We start from the raw sequence: 2,604 nt of genomic DNA on the forward strand, positions 1-2,604 counted from the left end.
CAGTGCCGGGGGCGGCGTCCGGGTACCGTTTAACAACATGGAACTGCGGTTGGACTATGGCTACCAGGACATGGGTCTGTTGGAACAAGCCCACCGCTTCACCCTCGGTCTGAAATTCTGAGTGCGAGTGCAATTATTGCGAGTTTGCTATCGAAACGATTCTTGATAGAGTTGGAGGAAGACAGATGAACGTTTATCGGTCTGTCGCCCGCGCGCGCCGGCAGCTTCTGCTCGGTTGCCTGATGGTACTGGCGACAAGCGGTCTTCTCAATGCGGCTCTGGTCTCCGGCGAGAGCTCACTTGAGCATATACGGCGATTACAGGGGCTGAATAAACCGACTGCGGGCAATCCCGTTCTCGAGGTTCGCGTCCACAAGGTCGGGAATATTCAGCTCTGCGTTACCAACTACGGCATCTTCGGCAACCAGGCTGATGCCAGTATCATCGACCCCGAGACCGGCTTGTCGGCGCCGTCGTGCGTCTATCCGGCGGGTTCCGGTATCGAGTACTTGTTCCAGGGCGCACTTTGGATCGGCGCGATCGTGAATGAAGACACTTTGGTGTCGCACGGCCACGACGGTTGGCAACACATCTTTGAATTCTACGCCGACGCCGCCCCGAAGGGCTCGATGATCAAGCGCACGATCCGCAAGTCGGAACCGGAATACAGCCCCGATGCCGTTTCCGAAGCCGACTATATCGCCGTCTACACCGACACGCTGACGGATCAGGCCTTCGTTCAGCAGAACCCTGATGAAGGTCGCCCGCACATTCCGATCAACGTCCAGATCACGCAGAAGAGTTACGCTTGGTCGTACTCGTATGCCGAAGACTTCATCCTGATTGACTTTCTGATCAGGAATATCGGCGTCTCGGAAATCAAGAAATGCTATATGGGCATCTACGTCGATGCGGACGTCGGCCATCAGCCGACCAATAACGATTTCTTCCAGGACGACATCTGCGGCTTCCGCAGCACCGTGCCGTCACCGGCCTGCCCCGATCTGGAGGATATCATCAATGTCGCCTGGATTGCCGACAACGACGGCGACCCCGTCGGTGGCGTCTTCAACAAGTACAGTCCGACGGCGGTGACCGGCACGCGCGTGGTCCGCACCCCCAACCCGGAATTGAAAACCAGCTTCAATTGGTGGGTGTCGCAGGGTGACGCCAGCTTGGACTGGGGCCCGATCCGGCAGGAAAACAATCGCGGACTCGGCACCGGCGGCCTCGGGACGCCGGCCGGCGATGAAAACAAGTACTTCTTTATGAAAAACGGCGAGTTCGACTACGACCAGCTCTATTCGGCGATTGACTATTCCTCCGCCGGCTGGTTGCCGCCCGCCCAAAGTATCTCTTCCGACTTGGCCGACGGATATGACACCCGCTATCTGCTTTCCTTCGGCCCGTTCGATATTACCCCGGGCGACTCGCTGCCGATTACAATGGCTTATGTCGCCGGCGACAAATTCCATGTTCGGCCGGATGACTTCAAGGCGAACTTCGATGCCAACAATCCCGACAAAGTGGCCGCCGTGCTCGATTTCAGCGACTTGGCGACCAACGCCCAGTGGGCTGGCTGGGTTTACGACAATCCCGGCGTCGATACCGACAGCAATGGCGTCAAAGTTATTCCGGGTGTGGAAGATCCAATCATTAACCCCTGCACCGGTAAAGAAATCTATCGTTTTGGCGACGGCGTGCCGGACTTCTCCGGACCGCCGCCCCCGTCTCCGCCGCAACTGCGCTTCTCGGCCTCGCCGGGTCGCGTGGAACTGCGCTGGAACGGCAAGGACAGCGAGGAGGGCCAGGATCCGTTCTCGTTCCTCAAGGACTTTGAGGGTTATCGAGTATACATGGGCAACCAACTGCTCCTGAGTGAGTTCGCGCTCTTGACGTCCTACGACTTCGAAGACTTCAATCGCTATCGCCATAATCGGAGCTTTGATCCGCCGCGTTGGGAACTGACCGAAGTTCCTTTCACGCTCGATTCGTTGCGGAAACTCTACGGCGAGAATTTTGATCCAGGCCGCTACCCGAACGCTGCCGACTCGCTGGAAGTGCCGGGGGAGAACGTGGCCTACTATTTCACGCCGCAGGATTACAATCGCCAGGTACTGGGCGAACCGGGCAGCATTGCCAAGCGCTTCCCCGATGCGCAGAAGGGCGATATGATCTGGGAGCCGGAGCTGAACGACTCCGTCGACGCCTACTACGAATATGTGTATATCATCGACGGTCTGTTGCCGTCGCGGCCGGTCTACTTCGCCGTCACGACTTTTGACTTCGGCAATCCGCTCACCAGTCTGGCGGCGCTGGAAAGCTCGCCGCTGGCTAACGCCATTGAAGTTTATCCGGTCAATTCAACCGATCGCGTCGAGACGGAGAAGCTTGAAGTCACGGTCTTCCCGAATCCATATCGCATCGACGGCGGTTACCTCGAGGCGGGCTATGAATCGCTCAACGCCCAGGCGTCGTCGCCGGAACGGGCGCGGCGGTTGCATTTTGCGAACCTGCCGAGCGCGGCGACGATCCGGATATACACGCTGGACGGGGACATGGTGCGGGAGATGCAGCATCCGTGCGATTGTCCATTGCAGGAGG

General features: G+C 58.3%; 1 protein-coding gene. It reads left to right on the forward strand.

Annotated elements, in window-relative coordinates:
- Positions 1-185 precede the first annotated feature (185 nt).
- On the forward strand, positions 186-2,604 hold a 2,419-nt coding region (locus IT585_04090), incomplete at its 3' end, for a hypothetical protein (protein ID MCC6962412.1).

It is taken from the genome of Candidatus Zixiibacteriota bacterium, from assembly GCA_020853795.1.
Taxonomy (GTDB): domain Bacteria; phylum Zixibacteria; class MSB-5A5; order CAIYYT01; family CAIYYT01; genus JADJGC01.